Source organism: Vibrio sp. 10N.261.51.C6 (assembly GCF_041471785.1).
GTDB classification, from domain to species: Bacteria; Pseudomonadota; Gammaproteobacteria; order Enterobacterales; family Vibrionaceae; genus Vibrio; species Vibrio crassostreae_C.
This window is the reverse complement of the sequence record NZ_JBFRPB010000013.1, coordinates 1-18,584: the sequence shown is the minus strand read 5'-3', so window position 1 is coordinate 18,584 and position 18,584 is coordinate 1. Positions and strand designations below refer to the sequence as shown.

At 45.6% G+C, this 18,584-nt stretch carries 19 protein-coding genes and 1 pseudogene; 18 read left to right on the top strand and 2 right to left on the bottom strand.

What is annotated here, in order from left to right:
• Positions 1-12: 12 nt before the first annotated feature.
• Together AB4375_RS03340 and AB4375_RS03335 are read right to left on the bottom strand one after the other, a co-directional pair.
• Positions 13-1,086 carry a methyltransferase gene (locus AB4375_RS03340; protein ID WP_017062270.1) on the bottom strand — a complete coding sequence of 358 codons (1,074 nt, stop codon included), beginning with the start codon at positions 1,084-1,086 and terminating at the stop codon, positions 13-15.
• Between the two features lie 28 nt (positions 1,087-1,114).
• Positions 1,115-1,504 carry a hypothetical protein gene (locus AB4375_RS03335; protein ID WP_017062271.1) on the bottom strand — a complete coding sequence of 130 codons (390 nt, stop codon included), beginning with the start codon at positions 1,502-1,504 and terminating at the stop codon, positions 1,115-1,117.
• 72 nt (positions 1,505-1,576) lie between these two features.
• Between AB4375_RS03335 and AB4375_RS03330 the strand changes: the two genes are divergently transcribed.
• From AB4375_RS03330 to AB4375_RS03245, 18 genes and pseudogenes are all read left to right on the top strand, one after another.
• A complete protein-coding gene (locus AB4375_RS03330) occupies positions 1,577-2,323 on the top strand; it encodes a beta-ketoacyl synthase chain length factor (RefSeq protein WP_170963074.1) in 747 nt (248 codons plus the stop codon).
• Positions 2,323-3,093: a 1-acyl-sn-glycerol-3-phosphate acyltransferase gene (locus AB4375_RS03325; RefSeq protein ID WP_017069010.1), complete on the top strand. Its 771-nt coding sequence runs from the start codon at positions 2,323-2,325 to the stop codon at positions 3,091-3,093. Before AB4375_RS03330 ends, AB4375_RS03325 begins: the two co-directional genes overlap by 1 nt.
• A 105-nt stretch (positions 3,094-3,198) precedes the next feature.
• A complete protein-coding gene (locus AB4375_RS03320) occupies positions 3,199-3,459 on the top strand; it encodes a phosphopantetheine-binding protein (protein WP_004736154.1) in 261 nt (86 codons plus the stop codon).
• 10 nt (positions 3,460-3,469) lie between these two features.
• Positions 3,470-3,727, top strand: coding sequence for an acyl carrier protein (locus AB4375_RS03315; protein WP_004739745.1), 258 nt, complete (start codon positions 3,470-3,472; stop codon positions 3,725-3,727).
• Positions 3,727-4,284, top strand: coding sequence for a septation protein IspZ (locus AB4375_RS03310; protein ID WP_017062274.1), 558 nt, complete (start codon positions 3,727-3,729; stop codon positions 4,282-4,284). Before AB4375_RS03315 ends, AB4375_RS03310 begins: the two co-directional genes overlap by 1 nt.
• 6 nt (positions 4,285-4,290) lie before the next feature.
• Entirely contained in the window at positions 4,291-5,679 is a 1,389-nt protein-coding gene (locus AB4375_RS03305) for an AMP-binding protein (RefSeq protein WP_017064141.1), read from the top strand.
• A gap of 88 nt (positions 5,680-5,767) precedes the next feature.
• Entirely contained in the window at positions 5,768-6,130 is a 363-nt protein-coding gene (locus tag AB4375_RS03300; protein ID WP_372051027.1) for a 3-hydroxyacyl-ACP dehydratase, read from the top strand.
• Entirely contained in the window at positions 6,123-7,925 is a 1,803-nt protein-coding gene (locus AB4375_RS03295) for a glycosyltransferase (RefSeq protein WP_372051026.1), read from the top strand. The genes AB4375_RS03300 and AB4375_RS03295 overlap by 8 nt, the downstream gene beginning before the upstream one ends.
• Complete coding sequence (gene hutH / locus AB4375_RS03290) at positions 7,903-9,450, top strand: histidine ammonia-lyase (RefSeq protein WP_372051025.1); 1,548 nt, start codon at positions 7,903-7,905, stop codon at positions 9,448-9,450. Before AB4375_RS03295 ends, hutH begins: the two co-directional genes overlap by 23 nt.
• A 39-nt stretch (positions 9,451-9,489) precedes the next feature.
• Positions 9,490-10,020 carry a thioesterase family protein gene (locus AB4375_RS03285; RefSeq protein WP_009848597.1) on the top strand — a complete coding sequence of 177 codons (531 nt, stop codon included), beginning with the start codon at positions 9,490-9,492 and terminating at the stop codon, positions 10,018-10,020.
• The gene (locus AB4375_RS03280; protein WP_372051024.1) at positions 10,007-10,705 is read left to right on the top strand and encodes an outer membrane lipoprotein carrier protein LolA; all 699 of its coding nucleotides are present in this window, start codon (positions 10,007-10,009) and stop codon (positions 10,703-10,705) included. The genes AB4375_RS03285 and AB4375_RS03280 overlap by 14 nt, the downstream gene beginning before the upstream one ends.
• Positions 10,677-13,049: an MMPL family transporter gene (locus AB4375_RS03275; RefSeq protein ID WP_372051023.1), complete on the top strand. Its 2,373-nt coding sequence runs from the start codon at positions 10,677-10,679 to the stop codon at positions 13,047-13,049. Before AB4375_RS03280 ends, AB4375_RS03275 begins: the two co-directional genes overlap by 29 nt.
• Positions 13,046-13,669, top strand: a complete 624-nt coding sequence (locus AB4375_RS03270; RefSeq protein ID WP_029235408.1) for a DUF3261 domain-containing protein — start codon at positions 13,046-13,048, stop codon at positions 13,667-13,669. The genes AB4375_RS03275 and AB4375_RS03270 overlap by 4 nt, the downstream gene beginning before the upstream one ends.
• A gap of 5 nt (positions 13,670-13,674) precedes the next feature.
• Positions 13,675-14,874: a beta-ketoacyl-[acyl-carrier-protein] synthase family protein gene (locus AB4375_RS03265; RefSeq protein WP_372051022.1), complete on the top strand. Its 1,200-nt coding sequence runs from the start codon at positions 13,675-13,677 to the stop codon at positions 14,872-14,874.
• Positions 14,867-15,331: a hotdog family protein gene (locus tag AB4375_RS03260; protein WP_017062284.1), complete on the top strand. Its 465-nt coding sequence runs from the start codon at positions 14,867-14,869 to the stop codon at positions 15,329-15,331. Before AB4375_RS03265 ends, AB4375_RS03260 begins: the two co-directional genes overlap by 8 nt.
• On the top strand, positions 15,328-16,053 hold the full coding sequence (locus AB4375_RS03255; protein WP_017062285.1) for a 3-ketoacyl-ACP reductase FabG2: 726 nt from the start codon (positions 15,328-15,330) through the stop codon (positions 16,051-16,053). The genes AB4375_RS03260 and AB4375_RS03255 overlap by 4 nt, the downstream gene beginning before the upstream one ends.
• Positions 16,050-17,273 carry a beta-ketoacyl-ACP synthase gene (locus AB4375_RS03250; protein ID WP_372051021.1) on the top strand — a complete coding sequence of 408 codons (1,224 nt, stop codon included), beginning with the start codon at positions 16,050-16,052 and terminating at the stop codon, positions 17,271-17,273. Before AB4375_RS03255 ends, AB4375_RS03250 begins: the two co-directional genes overlap by 4 nt.
• Before the next feature lie 128 nt (positions 17,274-17,401).
• Positions 17,402-18,584: pseudogene (locus AB4375_RS03245) on the top strand (ISL3 family transposase); the annotation flags it as partial.

The window sequence follows — 18,584 nt, the reverse complement described above, 5'->3', positions numbered from 1 at the left end:
TGTTTGTTATTTTTATTGCGCGCCAGCTTTCAATTCTAGAAGCGTGTGACCAAGACCGATATCGTCGGTACGCGTTACCACTTCAAAGCCTGCTTCTTCAACAATCTCTAAGAAATCTTCACTGCGGTAAAAACGACTGTTGCCATTGGCCAAGCAGGTAAAGTAGAGAGACGTCGCGTTTAAACTATAAGAAGCCGCATCGTATTTCTGTGAATCCCAAAACAGTTCAAGGATATAGACAGTCGCATCTTCTGACATATGAGAGCGAACGCGCTTTAATATGCTCAGAATCTCCATTGGCGAGAAACAATCAAGGAACTGACTCATCCACCAAACATCCGCGCCCGTTGGCAGAGTTTGCTGTTTATCGAGCATATTCGCTGGGAATGGCGTGACTCGCTCTTGATGACCATGCTTTGCCGCGTTTGCCATTGCCATTTCTAGCTGCTGTGGCAAATCAACAATCGTCACCTCAACGTCCGCATCATGGTTGCAGCATTGCATCGCCCACTTACCCGTGTTGCCGCCGATATCCACCAGCGACTTAGGTTTCTTGCTGAAGACTTTTTCAAGTAACACAGGGAACGAGCGATCCGAATAGAAGTGATCAAACTTGAACCAACTCTCTTTTGCTTTTTCTGGCAATTGAGACAAGCCTTGGTAAATGGTTTCCCAATCACCCAACTCTTTCAAGCCTGCAGGTGTGCCTTCTTCAATCGCTTCTGTTAGATGCATCATCGCGGCATAACAAACATCGGCTGTGAAATCCATGTTTGCGTTAGTCATACCATCATGCAGAAGGTAGAAACCAAGGTTAGCCATTTTGTAGTTAGGCTTTTCCCAAGTCACAATATGAGCACTTAACGCCATATCGAGCAGGACTTTCACGCCGTACTCAGAGACACCGGTCGATTCAGAGATAGACTCTGCTGGTAAACCCTCGTTGCCCGCGTCATCTAACGCTTTCAAAATGCCTAAATCACGAAGTGTACGAGCAGTATGAAAAACAATCGGAGCGAAAGACAATTTCTGCGCTTCTGTTTTTGCTTCTAATGCGTTGAATGGATCTAATTTATATTCCGACACGAAAAACCTAACTTTAAATAATAGAGAGTTACTCAGCTGCCATTTGCGCAAGCTTACGTTTAATATCAACGTTTAAGTTATTAACCCAACGGTTGTAATTACGGTGTATTTCACCATCGTCGTACTTCAAATTCTCTGATTCAACGTAAAGAATAGAGTAAAACTTATCACTATAAGGAATTTCAACCACAGCGTGGTGCGAACGAACATACAATTCAGCGCGGATCAAACCAGGCTTTATTTCTGAAACCAACCAGCCTCGATTTTCAGCAGATTCAGAAATAGCTGATTTAACCTGTTTACTTTGAAGATTCAGTGCAACTGGAGTATCCTCAACATTCATTACAGGTTGGACGCGTCCACATCCTGCAAGAACGAATATGAATAACATTGAAACTGCTATTTTTAGTAATTTCATTTAAATTCCTTATCTGTGTTTATTTATAAGCGCGCATAGTATTTAGTTAGACTCAAAGCAAATCAATACTCTATGTCAAATCAATCCCAATTAATGTCGTTTAATATTGAGAAATGGTCTGCAAATTCAGCGGGGCTCAATTCTATTGCTGAATGGCAAGCGTGGAGCACTAATTTAGATTGGCCACAAGATGGCTCAACTGAATTTAAAGCTATTCCTCCAATGATGCGCCGCCGAATGAGTGTGCAAAGCAAACTTGCTGTCCAAACCGCGTTAACCCTATTAAAAGACACCTCGATTGATTATCTGGTCTTTGCTAGCCGACATGGTGAGTTACATCGAACCGCCACTTTGATTCAGTCGATATTAGAAGGTGACGATGCCTCACCAATGGCGTTCTCGCAGTCGGTACATAATACCGCAGCTGGTCTAACCACCATTGCCGCCAAAGCACCGATTCCACTGACTTCAATAGCCGCAGGGCAAGATACTTTCCATAACGCTCTGATCGAAGCTTATCTTTACCTTCATCAATATCCGTCGCATCGAGTGTTAGTTATCGATTTCGACCAACCTCTGCCCGAGCTCTACCAAGAGTACGAAACACAGAACTTTGCTGATTATGCGCTGGGCTTAGTGCTCACCGCTGGCAGTGAATACTCTATTACTAGGACAGTAGAGACCAACCAAGCACCTTCCGTGTTACCACAAGGGTTACAAACGCTCCAACATATCTTATTAGGTACAAATAGGTGGGCTATTGCTGGCAAGCACCAAACTTGGTCTTGGGTAAATAACACCGAGACAGGTACAGCGTAATGAGCAGAGTAGACCAGTATTGGCGAGTATTCGTGACAGGCCTCTGCTTTACCATCTTTGGTTTGGGTGGCTTAGTATTGAGCTTCTTAATCTTACCGACTATCGCGCTAACCAATCCCAATACCATTAAAAGAGAGCTTAAAGCACAGCGATTAATCCGTTTCTCATTCAATGCGTTTTGCCAGATCATGAAGTTCACCGGAGCAATCGATTACCGAATTGATGGTGCAGAACTACTGCGTAACGACCGTAACTGCATTATCGTCGCCAACCACCCAAGTTTGATTGACTATGTGCTGATCGCCTCTCAACTTCCTCAATGTGATTGCCTCGTCAAAGCGGCCATTTGGGAAAACCCTTTTATGAAAAGGATTGTCAAAGCGGCAGGTTATATACCGAACCAAGCCCCTGACGATCTTTTAGAGCGCTGTGAAGAACGCTTCTCACGTGGCAATGTCATGCTGATTTTTCCCGAAGGAACTCGCACAACGCCAGGAATTGAACCATCCTTACAGCGTGGGGCGGCACAAATCGCGACTCGAACACAAACCGATTTACGCGTGATTCATATTACGGTTTCTCCGACATTCTTAACGAAAGAGAAAAAATGGTATCAAGTTCCTGCGTCGAAGCCCTTTTTTCATGTCGCGGTGAAAGGTAAAATAGAAGTCGAACCATTTATTGAAGGCTCAAATAATTTAACTTCGGCAGCAAGGCGCCTTAATCATCATCTTGCACAAACAATTTTCCCTTCCGAAGAAAACATTTAGCGTATCAATAACATAACAGGCGATATCGGCATTTCGAAAATACCTCATATAATGTAGAATCGCCCCCTTAAAGCAGCATTCAGATAAAGCATTAAGTAGGCCAAAGTGGAAACATTACACAACGAACTGAAACAACTGATCATCGACGCATTGAACCTTGAAGACATGAGCATTGATGAGATTGAAACGGAAGCTCCACTATTTGGTGATGGACTTGGACTAGACTCTATCGATGCCCTTGAGCTTGGCCTTGCTATCAAGAAAAAGTACAACATTGTTATCGATGCAGATGATTCAAACACTCGACAGCACTTTGCGTCAGTTGAAAATCTAGCGAACTACATCTCTTCTCAAACGAATAACTAGACAGATCTTTATGACACAAGCTAACCAACAAGAAGTATACAACCAGGTTAAAGATGCGCTTATTGAGCTGTTCGAGCTTGACGCTGAAGATATCACCCCTGAAGCTCATCTCTATCTTGATCTAGACCTAGACAGCATTGATGCCGTTGATTTGGTCGTTCACCTACAGAACGTCACAGGTAAGAAGATAAAACCTGAAGAGTTCAAAGCAGTGCGCACCGTTAATGACGTTGTCGAATCTGTGGTTGAACTATTGAAGGACGCCTAATGCGTCCTCTGCTGACTTTACTGTCGGCAATTATACTTTTCACTTATCCAATAGCGGTTTACTTTGGACTCAACAAGTTTGGCTTACAAACCGTTGGTATTGCCTTAGCCGCTATCTTTGCTGTACGCATTTTCACCGGCGGTCAGGCTAAAATCAAAGAGCTAAAACACCTAGCTTGGATCAGTGGAAGTGCCGGTATTGTTCTGCTGGCTTTAGGCTTAGCCTTTAAGCAACACGGCTGGCTAACCTATTATCCCGTTATCGTTAATGTTTGTATGCTGGTTGTATTCGCTTCGAGCCTATGGCAACCACAAACGATTATCGAACGTCTTGCTCGCCTTCAAGAGCCTGAACTTCCGCAAAGTGGCGTTGATTACACACGAAAAGTCACCAAAGTGTGGTGCTTGTTCTTTGTTATCAATGGCTCTATTGCCCTTTACACCTGCTTCCAACCGCTAGAAGTATGGACCCTATACAATGGCTTACTCAGCTATCTGTTTGCAGGGTTACTCTTTGCAGGAGAGTGGGTAGTAAGACAGCGCATTCGTCAGAGTTAAATTGTTATGACCCAAACCGTATCTTACACCTCGTTGTCTGAGCTTCTTAGCCAGGACAGAGCCCCTGAATCTATTGTCTGCTTTGACGACAATAGCGAGATTACGTGGCAAACATTTAACGACGACTTATCTCAACTCGTACAATTTTTGTCTTTATCCCCTTTTCAACGAATCGCGATTTGTACCCAAGACAGCTACCTATTTGCGGTGGCCTTTTTGGCATGTACAGCAGCCAACAAACACATCATCTTACCGGGCAACTACCAGCCATGTGCGCTTGCTGAGTTAAGTAAGCAGTTTGATTGCCTGCTAGTTGATAACTCGATTGGCGAAGTTGAGGTGAATGACGTTCGTAATATCCAAACCTTATTGGATTCAAACACTGAAGCACAAAAACCTCTAACCGAGAATCTTACGACCATTGATTTGGCAACAGTCCCATTAACTCTGTTCACTTCAGGTTCAAGTGGCACGCCAAAAGCGATAGATAAAACGTTAGAGCACCTCGATATTGAGACCGCTCAGTTACACAAGAACTGGGGTGAGTTACTCAAGGGAAACCAAATCCAAAGCACAGTTTCTCATCAACATATCTATGGTTTGCTGTTTAGAATCTTATGGCCACTATGCTCTGGTGTTCCATTTGCTCGACACAACCTTGAATACCCAGAACAGATCTTATCTCACGCAAATCAAAACTGTGTACTGATCAGCAGCCCAGCGCTACTTAAACGATTAAAGCATGAGACCAACAAGGTACAACTTGCAGGAATCTTCTCTTCGGGTGGTCCATTGCCTACCGAGTCGGCTCACCAGTCACGAGATCTGCTTGGTCATTTACCGATTGAAGTCTTTGGTAGCACAGAAACCGGTGGCATCGCATTTCGTCAGCAAGAGAGCGCTCAAACGCCTTGGCAGCTTTTTGCCTGTATTGAGGCTAGTCTCAACAGTGAGAGTTGCATTAAGTTATTGTCGCCGTACATCGATAAGAATAACTGGTATCAAACCTCTGATGAGTGCGAGATGGTCTCGGAGAATCAATTCATATTGAAGGGCCGAACGGACCGAGTGATCAAGATAGAAGAAAAGCGAGTATCACTGGTTGAAGTGGAAAAGCGACTGGAGCAACTGCCTTGGATAAGTGAGTGCGTGGTTATTCCATTTGAGGAGCCTGAGCGATTAATATTAGCCTCTGTTTTGGTATTATCAGATGAAGGCCAAGCCGCTCTATCGACCATGAGCAAAGGTAAATTCTGGTTGATGCTGCGTACAGAACTCAGAAAGTGGTTAGAGCCAATCGCAATCCCGAGAAAATACCGTGTTGTCGATGAGATCCCCCTCAACAGCCAAGGTAAGCGATTAACATCTCACATAGAACAGCTAATAAAATCATAGAAACCGCTGATCGTATTTTACACTGAGATTATCTTTTTATATTTTTGTCAAAGAACCAATATTTGCCCAAGGATTCTAAGCACGCCCTATGGATAAAAGAAAACCAAACATCATTGCTGTAGACACGGTAGAAAATGAATCGACCCTGACACTTCATGTTAGCGGAGATATCACCGACTTTAATGGGCACTTCAAGAGCTTCCCTATTCTACCTGGCGTCACGCAAATTGATTGGGCACTTCACTACGCAATCCAAGAGTTAGGCGTTCCTGGTTTCTTTAAAGGAATGGAAGTCATCAAGTTCCAAGAGCCTATCCTGCCTGATGCTACAATCCAGCTATCACTCAAATGGGATGCTGACAAAGACAAGCTGAGCTTCAGTTACACCTCAAACAACGGTGAACAGACCCATTCTTCAGGCAAAATGAAGCTGGGAGAGAAAAGTGAATAGCACTCCCGTCGAGGCTACTTCTCAACACCACACAAAAGAAAGCAGCTACAAGGCTTGCTTCCTTATCCCGTGCTTTAACCATGGCGCAACCATGCCGGCTGTGGTGTCGTCACTCCATCATTTTGAGTTACCGATCATCATCGTTGACGATGGCAGTGAACTCACAACAAAACAGTTTCTGTCTCCCCTAGCAGAGAATTCAAACGTAACCTTGGTGACGCTTGAACAGAACCAAGGTAAAGGCGGCGCAGTAAAAGCCGGAATCAAAAAAGCGCAGCAACTAGGCTTTAGCCACGCTATTCAGATAGATGCTGATGGGCAACACGACCTGGAAGCCTTGCCAACATTGATTGAGGCCTCACAAGCTAAGCCACAACGTCTGATATCAGGCCAGCCTATCTACGACGACAGCGTACCCAAAGCAAGGCTCTATGGGCGCTACGCGACACATATCTGGGTATGGATAGAAACCCTTTCTTTATCAATTAAAGACAGCATGTGTGGCTTTAGAGCGTATCCTATCAACCAAACTCAAACTGTGTTGAATAAGTACGATGTTGGTTCGAGAATGGACTTCGATATCGAGATTTTGGTTCGCCTGTATTGGGAAGGTTGCGAGATAGACTTCGTTGAAACGCGCGTTATCTATCCTGAGAACGGCATCTCTCATTTCGATGCGTTGTGGGATAACGTCAAAATCAGTTGGATGCATACACGTCTATTCTTCGGCATGCTGCCAAGAGCACCAAAACTGATTGCTCGCCATTTCAAATCCGATTCAGCTGATAATAACCCAAATTTATCGACTGATTCAGAGCCGCAAGCTTCTGAACAACCACACTGGTCCCGCACTCAAGAACGCGGCACAGTATTAGGCATTAAGCTGTTATTAACCATTTATACCTTGTTAGGTCGCGGTGTGTTCAACCTCATTCTGCGTGGTGTGATGCGTTACTACCACTTGACGGGCCAGCGTGCGCGAAACGCTTCCGAACAATATCTATTCCAATTAAAAGCCTATGCGGAACAGCAAAATATTGAGCTCCCCGGAGAACTAACCAGTTACAACCATCTGCTTTCATTTGGCCATACGATGCTCGACAAGCTCGCGGCATGGAAAGGTGATTTCTCGGCAGATAACCTGACTATTCATGGCCAAGACCAGTTCGAGAGCATGGTGGCAAATAAGCAAGGTGTGCTAATCCTTGGATCTCACCTTGGCAATATTGAGCTGTGCCGAGCTTTGGGTCGCAGACACTCGAACATTAAAATCAACGCTCTGGTTTTCACTGAGCACGCTGAACGTTTTAATTCAGTAATGAAAGCAGTTAACCCGCAGTCTGATTTAAACCTGATTCAAGTGACATCAATGGGGCCAGATACGGCTATCTTATTACAACAGAAGTTGGAGCAAGGAGAATGGATCGTAATTGTTGGCGATAGAACTTCCACCAGCAAAGAGAGCCGCTCAGTATGGGCTGAGTTCTTAGGTAAGGAAGCTCCATTCCCTCAAGGTCCATTTATGTTAGCCTCGGTTCTCAAAGCACCCGTATTTTTGCTGTTTGGGTTACGCGACGACTCACAATCTAAGCCGCATTTTAATGTCTATTTCGAGCATTTTAGCAACAAGATCGAGCTACCAAGAAAGACTCGCGAACAATCTTTACAGCAAGTCGTGCAGAAATACGCAGACCGACTTCAGCACTACACACTGCAAGCACCGCTTCAGTGGTACAACTTTTTTAACTTTTGGACATTGAGCAACCAGCACCATGACGAAAAAGAATCCAAATAGCATCACTTTTGGTGCCGAACGCCTCAGGATTGAGGATGTTGTCGCTATCTCACAGGGCGCAAAAGCCTCGATGAATTCAAGTAACGAGTTCACATCTAAGATCGACCGAGGTGTCGCTTTCTTAGAACGCCTGTTGAAAGAAGAAGGCGTGATTTATGGCGTGACAACGGGTTACGGAGATTCATGTACCGTAGCAATCCCACCAAACCTTGTTGATGAATTACCATTGCATCTAACACGCTTCCACGGTTGTGGCTTGGGTGAAATACTGTCTCATGAGCAAGCTCGTGCAGTATTAGCAACGCGTCTTTGTTCGTTGTCGCAAGGTGTCTCTGGTGTGACTCACGATCTGCTCAATCAAATCGTTACCCTGATCAACCAAAATATTTCACCGCGTATTCCGCAAGAAGGTTCTGTTGGTGCTAGTGGCGACTTGACGCCTCTGTCTTACTTAGCTGCAGCCCTGATCGGCGAGCGCGATGTTATCTACAAGGGTGAAATTCGCCCAACCAGTGACGTCTACAAAGAGCTAGGCATTAGCCCTATCAAACTCAAGCCAAAAGAAGGCTTAGCATTGATGAATGGTACATCAGTGATGACGGCACTGGCTTGTATCGCCTACAAACGCGCAGAATATCTAGCTCAGCTATCAACTAAGATCACCGCAATGGTATCTGTCGGCATGCATGGCAATGACTTCCACTTCGATGAAGCGCTATTTGCTGTTAAACCACATCCAGGCCAGCAGCAAGTTGCGGCATGGCTGCGTGATGATCTGCAAGCGGATCGCCCGCCACGTAACAGTGATCGACTCCAAGATCGTTACTCTCTGCGCTGTGCTCCACATGTTATCGGCGTGGTTCAAGACTCTCTGCCTTGGCTACGCCAAATGATCGAGAACGAGCTAAACAGTGCCAACGACAACCCGATTATCGATGGTGATAATGAACGCGTACTGCATGGTGGACACTTCTACGGTGGACACATTGCAATGGCGATGGATACGTTAAAAACTGCAGTTGCGAACCTTGCTGATCTGCTTGACCGTCAAATGGCTCAGCTGATGGACTACAAGTTCAACAACGGTTTGCCATTCAACCTAACGGGTGCTGAAGGCGAACGTAAGCCAATCAACCACGGCTTTAAAGCAGTACAGATTGGCGTTTCAGCTTGGACAGCAGAAGCATTAAAACACACCATGCCAGCAAGCGTGTTCTCTCGTTCAACCGAGTGTCACAACCAAGACAAAGTCAGCATGGGCACTATTGCGGCTCGTGACTGCTTACGCGTTCTTGAACTGACTGAACAAGTAGCGGCAGCATCACTTCTGGCGGGGACACAAGCGCTTGAGCTTCGTAAACGCCATAATGAGCTTGATGAGCACCACATGAGTGAAAACCTAAAGCACATTCGCGACGAAGTGCTTAAAGAGTTTGAATTTATCGTAGAAGATCGACCACTTGAAGGCGATCTACGCCACTTCATTGCTCGTATTCAAAGTCAACACTGGTCACTTTACTCCTAGAGTAGCTAACCCTTTACGCAATATTGTTGAGAGCGATTTATGTCTGAAATCCTTCATCCATTAAAATCAGAGGTTACTTTAGTAACCTCATTCCAAGATGCCGACCCAATGGGCGTGATCTACCATGGCAACTACTTCCGATTTTTTGAAGAAGTTAGGCGCATCATGATGGATAAGATTGAGTACAACTACCATGAGATGAAGGATTCGGGCTACATGTGGCCGATCATCGACACGCGCGTAAAGTACATCAAAGCAATACCGTTTAATCATCAGATCACGGTATCCGCTAAGTTAACTGAATGGGAAAACCGCTTGCGTGTTGACTACGAAATTCACGATGCCAACACCGGTGCTCGTATGACACGCGCTCACACCATGCAGGTTGCAGTAACCATTGAAGAGCAAGAGATGTGTTTTGCTTCGCCGAAGGTGTTTACCGATAAAGTCGAACGCTGGCATCAATTTGGCTGCTTACCCCAATCAGCTGAGCAGCAACCAAACGACCAACAATCAGACCCATCTCAAGTATCTAACACACAGCAGCAGGTGAAACATGAGTCTGTTTAAACACGGCCGTAAACAAATCAGTATCGCACTGCTAGGGCTTGCTTCAATGATGGCTAGTCACTTTGCTGGCGCTAGCGAGAACACAAATGCTGTCGGTTCTATTACAGAACTACAAACCGTGTTAAGCGAAAATAGTATCGTTCGTGGTCAGTTCACTCAAACACGCAACATGGAAATGTTCGCCCAACCTCTAACATCACAAGGTACTTTCCTGTTAGACAAGTCGAATGGTTTACTTTGGACACAAGCGACCCCCTTCCCTGTGAGCTTAGTGCTAACCGATAACAAACTGAGCCAAAGGTTTGCAGATCAACCCGCTAAAATCATCACCGACAAAGAAAACCCGATGGCGTTTTATTTCAGCCATATCTTCTTGTCAGTGTTTCATGGGGATACGCAAAAGCTTCAAGAGCAATTCTCACTTTCATTTGAACCAGCAACTGCGAAAAATTCTGATGAAAGTGCAAACTCAAGTTCAGAAGACACACAATGGACACTCACTCTAAAGCCAAAGAATGCACCAATAAACGCGGTGTTTGAAGCCATCACGCTGCAAGGACAAGATGACATTGAACGTATCGAACTTAGAGAAGTTCGTGGAGACAGCACAGTGATCGAATTTAGCCAGTTAAGCCATCTACCGGAAGTATTATCAGATGCTGAAGCGCAACAATTCCAATTCTAGTCTAGCCCTTGCTTGGCTTGTTGTTGTAATGCTGTTTAGCGGGTTGTTGACCAAACAATTCGCTTTTTCTTCGTCGGTACCGATTGAAAGCAACATTCTAAAGTTACTGCCCGAAAACCAGCAAGACCCAATGGTAGAGCAAGCCTTTCAGCAGATATCCAGCTCGATGAGCGAGCAAGTGGTATTTATCATAAGCGCTCCCGATATCGAACAAACCATGGTTGCGACCGACGCTTTTGAAAAAGCTCTCAACCAAAGAACTTTTTCAAGTCAGCCAACTCTGTTTAAGCAAGTTCAAGGTAAAATCAACGCCAGCACTCAAAGCCAGTGGAGCGATTTCTATTTTCGTCACCGATCTCAACTGCTGACCCAACAACAAAAAGAGACGCTGACACACTCGCCTGATTCGCGAGCTCAATATGTCATTCAGTCTCTGTACAATCCATTCTCAGGCGTCACTGCAGCAGAGTTATCTCTCGACCCATTCTTGTTATTTCGCGACTACATCAGTGCTATTGGCGTCCAATCAAGTAACTTTGTTCTGAAAGAGGGCTATCTCACGGCCCAGTCGAATGAGCAAACTCATATTTTAGTCACGGCTACTCTGGCGGACTCACCTTATAGCTTGGCGATTCAAGAACAACTTCCAGATCTTGATTCAATTGAGCGCGAGGTCGAAAAACAATTTGGCGTCAAGGTGCAGCATACTGGTGTGGTGTTCTACGCCAATTACGGTACCGAAAGCGCGAAATCAGAAATCAGTACCATTGGTTTGGGCTCATTGGCAGGCGTTATTTTATTGGTGTGGCTGACATTTCGTAGTGCGCTACCACTTGCCTTATCTTTACTCTCAATCAGTACAGGATTATTGGTTGCACTGGCAAGCACTGTCGCTATCTTTGGTAAGGTGCATCTATTCAGCTTGGTGTTTGGCGCTAGCTTGATTGGCGTATCCATCGATTACTCTTTTCACTATCTCACTGACCGTTTGGCCGCAGGAAGCCACTGGCAGAGCGATAAAGGCCTAAAGCATATTTTCATTGCCATCACTCTAGGTTTAATCACCAGCTTAATCGGATACTTAGGGCTACTGGTTGCGCCATTCCCAGGCTTGCAGCAACTGGCTCTGTTTTCGTCGATTGGACTGATCGCAGCTTACGCCAGTGTGGTGTGCTGGTACCCCGTTTTAGCGGTAAAACCAGGCCAAGAGCGCCCTCTTCCCCTGTCGAAACTTTGGCATACTTGGTTAAGCCTTTGGAGCAACCAAAAATTTAGAATTGGCTTACCGTTAACAGTGACTGTCGTTAGCTTGATGTCACTCAGTCAAATTCGTTACGACGACGATATTCGCCAGCTTCAGGCTATGCCCGAACAACTCAAACAACAAGAGCAAGCCATTACTGAGATATCAGGGTTAGGCAGTGGTCAAAATATGCTTTTGGTCACAGCTCAGAGCGACCAAAAGCTACTCAAAAAATTGACAGAAATCACCACAAGCTTAGATTCGCTGGTCAATAGCCAAGGTATCTCCGGGTATCGCAGCATCAATCAACACTTGTTAAGTAAACAAGAACAGCATGATAACTATCAGTTGGTTGAACAACTCTATAGTCAACAAAGCCATATATTACAAAGCTCTCTCGGTTGGTCTACGTTTCCAGAACTACCAAAATTCGAACCAATCACGGTATCTGGATTTTTGGAGTCTCCAGTCTCAGAGCCTGTTCGACCACTTTGGTTAAAACCTATCGACGGGCAAGCAGCGTCGGTCATTTTGATAAAAGACGTCACTGATGCTGAGCTGTTCTCACAGTGGTTGGAGTCAGATTTTGCTCAGAAGCAAGGTGTGAAACACCTCAATAAAGCGGATGAAATCTCCTCTCTTTTTGCTGAGTACCGCGTCAAGATTACCGAGCTGTTATTGATAGCATTGGCAGCTATTGGCATGCTGTTAGGCTGGCGCTATGGTGTGAAGCAAAGCCTGTTAATGCTGTTGCCTTCATTGATTGCAGGCGTAGCAGGTTTGGCGGTCACGGGCATTTTAGGCTCGACACTGAACCTATTTAACCTGCTTGGTTTGATTCTGATTTTAGGGATTGGCATAGACTACACCCTGTTCTTTGCTGAGCAAAAGAAATCGCTGAGCACCTTATTAGCGATCACCTTGTCAGGTCTCACAACACTACTTTCATTCGGCTTACTGTCGCTGAGCCAGACTCATGCTATTCATAGCTTCGGGGTGACGGTTCTGACAGGGATCTTTGTCGCTTGGCTGCTTTCTCCACTCGCGATCAACAGTAGTAAAAACGTAGAAGGACCAATTACTCGAGGGGCTTTTAGATGATCCAGACATTAAAGGTAACCTTCGCCATACTAGTGGGCATTCTAATGAGTGCCTGCTCGATGGTTTCTCAGCAGCCAAGTGGTGCGAGCGTGTCTATCGATCAAGACACCGATCTAGCACTACCACTGCCGGCTGAACTGGGATACTCATTAACAGCCAGTCAGTTGATTAGCGCTACGTGGGAAAATGATACACAGCAGCTTCCGGTTCAAGTCGAAGTCACACCAGGTAAAGTGGTTTTGGCGGGGTTCTCCTCTTGGGGTACTCGCATTCTATCGCTGCAATACCAGAATCAAGTAATTGATACGCAGGTTTTGTCTGGGCTTGGCGCAACTTTGCCACAACCTGAACAGGTGCTATTTAATTTAATGCTTACCTTATGGCCGGCTGAAGCATGGGCTCAGCCTTTACAAAGCATAGGTTGGCACCTAGTCGATACCGACAAAACAAGAACCGTATTTGATGAAAACCAACAGGCAATCATTCAAATTGATTACCAAACAGATCCTGGTACACACAAAACGGCAGGCGACATTGTTTTCAAACATTTGACCCTGGGCTACAACATCACCGTACAAACGTTGAACTCAACGATTGTCGACAATCCAAGTAAGAGTTGAACACTATGCCTATTTACATCCAAGACTGTGGTTTCCACTCAGCGCTAGGCTCAGAGATTGCCGATATTCATGGCTGTCTAAAAGACGAGCGTGAATCAAATATGGTCGAAGTGCACGATATGCTGAACGATGGTAAACACACTGTCGTTGGTCAGATCGCGGGTGAACTACCACCGATTCCTTCAGATCTTACGCAATACGCCACTCGCAACAATCAACTGGCGCTGTCGGCTCTTCACCAAATTGAAGATTCTATCGAGCAAGCCAAATCTCAGTTTGGCGTAGATAGAATTGCTGTTGTTATTGGCACCAGTACATCTGGGATCTCCGATGGTGAAGCAGTCTTCAAACAAAAATTGGCAAACGGCGAGTTTCCAGCAGATTACCATTACTCAAAACAAGAGCTTGGTGATACCTCAGAGTTCGTTAGCCAGTATTGCGCATTAACGGGGCCAAACTACGTCATATCTACGGCTTGCTCATCCAGTGGCCGCGTATTTCTGACCGCCCAGCGCTTATTAGATTCAGGTATGGCTGATGCCGTGTTAGTGGGTGGTGTGGATACATTGTGTAAGCTGACACTCAATGGTTTCCACGGTCTTGAAGCACTCTCAACAACACATTGTAAGCCATTTAGTGCAACCCGAGAAGGTATCAACATAGGAGAAGCAGCGGCATTTATGTTGCTCAGCAAAACAAAGTTAGCCGGTGTTAATGCAGCACATGACACGTCAAACATTGCCTTATTGGGCTGTGGGGACAGCTCTGATGCACACCACATTTCAGCGCCTCACCCTGAAGGCAATGGTGCTGAACAAGCAATGAAAAAAGCGTTACATTCTGCACAGTTAAACGCAGAAGACATTGGTTATATCAATGCACATGGTACAGCAACGCCACTCAATGACTCGATGGAAAGTAAAGCCATTCATCGTATTTTTGCAAACAAGGTTCCCGTCAGTTCTACCAAACCGCTGACCGGGCATACTCTAGGCGCAGCAAGTGCGATTGAGGCTGCAATTGCGTGGCATATTTTGAAATATGACTTACCGCTTCCCTTACAAAAATGTCAGGATAAAGCTGAAGATATTGAGATTGATTTGGTAAACTGTTCACAGAAACTTAAAGCAAAGAACATCTTAAGCAACTCGTTTGCTTTTGGTGGCAACAACATTAGCCTGATTTTTGGTGTAGTAAATGACTGATATCCCTTCTGTAGACCAACTTCTCCCTCACGATGATCCGATGATATTAATCGATCGTGCTATCAGCGTAGAGGCGTTGTCGATCCACTGTCAGGTCGATATTGGTGACCATAATCTGTTCTTTGACGCCGAATCTCAAACGGTACCAGCATATGTTGGAATCGAGTTTATGGCGCAGTCTGTAGCGGCATGGTCTGGATATCACGCACTTAAAAACGGCACCACGCCCCCAATCGGATTCTTACTCGGCTCTCGTCGCTATAAATCACTGTGTGATGAGTTTACTCAAGGTCAGACCCTTGATATCTACGCCGAACAGATGATGGAAGACAGCGGTATGGCTGTGTTTACCGCAAGAGTCGAAGACCGAGGTGAGTTAGTGGCTCAATGCCAACTCAACGTCTACGTGCCGACCGAACAAAAATTACAAGAAATGAAAACTAGGAGCCCATCATGAGCCGTCAGGTTTTAGTCACTGGTGCCAGTAAAGGTATTGGTAAAGCGATCGCTATTCAACTCGCGAAAGACGGGTTTGAAATCGCCGTTCATTACATGGGTGACAAGCAAGGTGCTGAAGAGACGCTAAAGTCGATCACCGAACTGGGTGGCGCTGGACGTCTTATTCAATTTGATATCAGCAAACGAAGCGAGTGTCGCGAAAAGCTTGAGTCTGATATCGCTGAACATGGTGCTTACTATGGTGTAGTGAACAACGCGGGCATTACTCGTGACACTGCATTCCCCGCGATGACGGAAGAAGAGTGGGATGGTGTGATCCATACCAACCTAGATAGCTTCTACAACGTACTTCACCCTTGTGTAATGCCTATGGTTCAAAAGCGTAAAGGTGGCCGTATCGTCACTCTAGCGTCGGTATCCGGCATTATGGGTAACCGTGGTCAAACTAACTATGCTGCAGCAAAAGCGGGGGTGATTGGCGCAACTAAGTCTCTTGCTCTAGAACTCGCAAAACGCAAGATCACGGTAAACTGTGTCGCTCCTGGCTTAATTGACACAGGTATGGTTGACGAGCACGTGAAAGATCATGCACTTCCTCAAGTACCACTGCGCCGTATGGGTGAGCCGGAAGAAGTAGCCGGCCTAGTCAGCTACCTAATGTCTGATATTGCAGGCTACGTAACTCGCCAAGTGATTTCAGTAAATGGAGGCTTAGTATGACCCGCCGCGTTGTTGTAACTGGAATGTCTGGTGTTACTGCTTTTGGTAACGACTGGCAACAGATAGAGCCTAAGCTAAAGGCCTGTGAAAATGCGACTCAATATATGCCAAGCTTCGAGCAATATGATGGTCTCAACACAAAACTTGCCGCGCCTATTGATGACTTCCAACTGCCTAAACACTACAAGCGTAAGCAAGTGCGTGGCATGGGCCGTGTATCACGCCTAGCTACCGTTGCGACTGAGAATGCATTGGAGCAAGCCGGCTTAATTGGTCACGATGTATTGACCAATGGCGAAACTGGTATCGCTTACGGCTCTTCAACTGGCAGTACCGATGCGGTTGGTGCTTTCGGAGTAATGCTGAACGAGAAGTCGACACGAGCAATCACAGCAACCACTTACGTTCAAATGATGCCACACACAGCCGCGGTAAACGTAGGTCTGTTCTTTGGTCTGCGTGGCCGCGTGATTCCCACCAGCAGCGCCTGTACTTCAGGAAGCCAAGCCATTGGTTACGCCTATGAAGCGATCAAGCATGGTTACCAAACCGTAATGGTTGCCGGTGGTGGTGAAGAGTTATGCCCAACTGAGTCTGCCGTTTTCGATACCCTTTTCGCTACCAGTTTAAAAAACGACACACCCAAGAAATCCCCTAGCCCATACGACAGCGAGCGTGATGGCTTGGTTATCGGCGAAGGCGCTGGAACCCTGATCCTTGAAGAGTACGAACATGCTGTTGCTCGTGGCGCAAAGATCTACGCAGAAATCATAGGTTTTGCGAGCAACTGTGATGCGGCTCATGTGACTCAACCTCAGATGGAAACCATGCAAATCTGTATGGAGAAAGCATTGAGAGACGCACAACTTCCAGCTGAGAAGATTGGCTATGTTTCTGCGCACGGTACTGCGACTGAAAAAGGTGATATTGCAGAGAGTAAAGCGACAGCGAATATCTTTGGTGAAGTACCAATCAGCTCTCTTAAGAGTTACTTTGGCCATACGCTTGGTGCATGTGGTGCAATTGAAGCGTGGCTCAGCCTAGAGATGATGCATAGCGGTTGGTTCAGCCCAACCCTAAACCTTAAGAATGTCGATGAACAGTGCGGCAAGCTCGATTACATCACGGGCTCAGGTCGCGAATTGGATGTTGAATACTTGATGAGCAACAACTTTGCTTTTGGTGGAATCAACACCTCTATCATCTTCAAGAAAGTCTAAGCTTAGCTACATAAAACGCTAAGTAAATAAAAAGGTTCATCGCGGATTAGCGGGAACTAAAAACAAAAACGGTAGTAAGTGATATGGTTTAGTCGCCAAACAAAAATCATACACAAACTACCGTTTTCATGCCGAATCATACTTTCCTATCTTCATTCTGGGAAGGCTTTCAAATAGTAAAGTCTCACCAGACAGCATCACTTATTACCCTGACTCTTAAACCTAACTCTTAGGCTAAGTGCCTTTGTGGTCTCGAGGCCGAGGCTATTCATGAGTATCAATGGCGTCATGTAAAAGAGGCCATGTTGCTCGGTGTTCCTGTTGAACTTTCCGTTCAAACACGAAGAATCAAGTGTCGTGACTGCGGCATAAAAACAGAGTCTCTATCTTGGTTAGAGCCTTATGCTCGTATAACGAAGCGCTTAAAAAGTTATATAGAACAACTGCTGCCTCTTCTTCCCATTAAGCATATCTCCCAGTTAACAAGCGTACATTGGCACACCATTAAAGAGATAGATAAACGCCGACTTCGCCAAGTGGTACCGTCAGTGAAATGGGAGGGGCTAAGGCAACTCGTCATGGATGAGTTCGCTATCTTTAAAGGACATCGGTATGCCACGGTCATTGCTGACGCTAAGACTCACCAAGTCATTTGGATAGGGTTAGGCCGTAGCCGCAAGGACATACGACCGTTCTTCGAGCTGTTAGGCAAGCATGGCAATAATATCGAAGCGGTCGCGATGGACATGAATACGGCTTTTGACCTTGAAGTTCAAGCGCATTGCCCGAACGCAAAAATCGTTTACGACTTATTCCATGTTGTTGCTAAGTTCGGTCGTGAGGTAATGGATAGAGTCAGAGTCGACCAAGCCAACAAACTCAAGCAAGATAAAAAAGCGAGGCAATGGGTCAAGCGCTCACGCTGGGTGTTGTTGAAAAATAGAGGCAACTTAAATCCACGGCAAGACAGCTATCTTACAGAAATATTGAATATCAATAAGGACTTAATGACCACTTATATACTCGGGGCACAACTCAAAGAGCTTTGGTATTGTGAATCAGAAGCACATGCTAAAGGGCTCTGGGAGGCTTGGTGGGCACAAGTACAAGAGAGTGGAATTAAGCCATTGAAAGAGTTCGCACGAAAACTGAGTCCTTATCTTCACGGTATTATCGCATCGGCAAGTTATCCGCTAAACACCTGCACCCTAGAAGGGATAAACAACAAGATAAAGCTAATCAAGCGAATGGGGTATGGGTATCGAGATACCGACTACTTCTTCTTGAAGATAAAAGCGGCTTTCCCCGGAA

Coding starts and splice junctions, on each gene's coding strand:
- AB4375_RS03335 (WP_017062271.1), bottom strand. CDS start 1,504: ATGAAATTACTAAAAATAGCAGTTTCAATGTTATTCATATTCGTTCTT.
- AB4375_RS03330 (WP_170963074.1), top strand. CDS start 1,577: ATGTCAAATCAATCCCAATTAATGTCGTTTAATATTGAGAAATGGTCT.
- AB4375_RS03325 (WP_017069010.1), top strand. CDS start 2,323: ATGAGCAGAGTAGACCAGTATTGGCGAGTATTCGTGACAGGCCTCTGC.
- AB4375_RS03315 (WP_004739745.1), top strand. CDS start 3,470: ATGACACAAGCTAACCAACAAGAAGTATACAACCAGGTTAAAGATGCG.
- AB4375_RS03310 (WP_017062274.1), top strand. CDS start 3,727: ATGCGTCCTCTGCTGACTTTACTGTCGGCAATTATACTTTTCACTTAT.
- AB4375_RS03305 (WP_017064141.1), top strand. CDS start 4,291: ATGACCCAAACCGTATCTTACACCTCGTTGTCTGAGCTTCTTAGCCAG.
- AB4375_RS03300 (WP_372051027.1), top strand. CDS start 5,768: ATGGATAAAAGAAAACCAAACATCATTGCTGTAGACACGGTAGAAAAT.
- hutH (WP_372051025.1), top strand. CDS start 7,903: ATGACGAAAAAGAATCCAAATAGCATCACTTTTGGTGCCGAACGCCTC.
- AB4375_RS03285 (WP_009848597.1), top strand. CDS start 9,490: ATGTCTGAAATCCTTCATCCATTAAAATCAGAGGTTACTTTAGTAACC.
- AB4375_RS03280 (WP_372051024.1), top strand. CDS start 10,007: ATGAGTCTGTTTAAACACGGCCGTAAACAAATCAGTATCGCACTGCTA.
- AB4375_RS03275 (WP_372051023.1), top strand. CDS start 10,677: ATGCTGAAGCGCAACAATTCCAATTCTAGTCTAGCCCTTGCTTGGCTT.
- AB4375_RS03270 (WP_029235408.1), top strand. CDS start 13,046: ATGATCCAGACATTAAAGGTAACCTTCGCCATACTAGTGGGCATTCTA.
- AB4375_RS03265 (WP_372051022.1), top strand. CDS start 13,675: ATGCCTATTTACATCCAAGACTGTGGTTTCCACTCAGCGCTAGGCTCA.
- AB4375_RS03260 (WP_017062284.1), top strand. CDS start 14,867: ATGACTGATATCCCTTCTGTAGACCAACTTCTCCCTCACGATGATCCG.
- AB4375_RS03255 (WP_017062285.1), top strand. CDS start 15,328: ATGAGCCGTCAGGTTTTAGTCACTGGTGCCAGTAAAGGTATTGGTAAA.
- AB4375_RS03250 (WP_372051021.1), top strand. CDS start 16,050: ATGACCCGCCGCGTTGTTGTAACTGGAATGTCTGGTGTTACTGCTTTT.